The organism is Pseudoalteromonas sp. NH0006-46, from assembly GCF_057547735.1.
Genome location: NZ_BAAJML010000039.1, coordinates 1 through 462 on the forward strand (window position 1 = coordinate 1; position 462 = coordinate 462).

Consider the following 462-nt stretch of genomic DNA (forward strand, 5'->3'; position numbering starts at 1 on the left):
TATAACAAGATAATTGGACTCCCAACCTCTACACTGAAGTAGAAATTATTTTTCGGAGTTCAATTATGAATAAGTTAAGAATTGGTGTCGATTTAGCTCATAAATTAATACAAGTTTGTAGTTCTACAAATAATAAAGTGCACTCAAATAATGAGATGACACTGCAACAATTTAGTGAGTACTTGGTATCGCTTAGTCCTTCAACGATTATTTTTGAGGCCTGTGCGAGTGCTAATTATTGGCATCAATTTGCAACTTCACTTGGTCATAATTCTCTACTAATATCTGCGCGATTAGTTATGTCTGTTCGTCAAAGTCAAAAAACAGATAAAAATGATGCTTTGGCTGTTTTACAAGCATCGCTGTTACCAGATGTTCACTTTATTACTGCAAAATCAATTAATGAACAGCAAGCGCAATCAATGCTCAAATTGAGAGAGCACAGTGTTAAACAAAAAGCAG

Annotated in this window: 1 protein-coding gene; it reads left to right on the forward strand. The window is 34.2% G+C overall.

Annotation, left to right across the window (positions count from 1 at the left end; genetic code table 11):
• Positions 1–65: 65 nt before the first annotated feature.
• The coding region (locus AC27I2_RS19730) for a transposase (protein WP_487205266.1) at positions 66–462 on the forward strand (397 nt) is incomplete at its 3' end.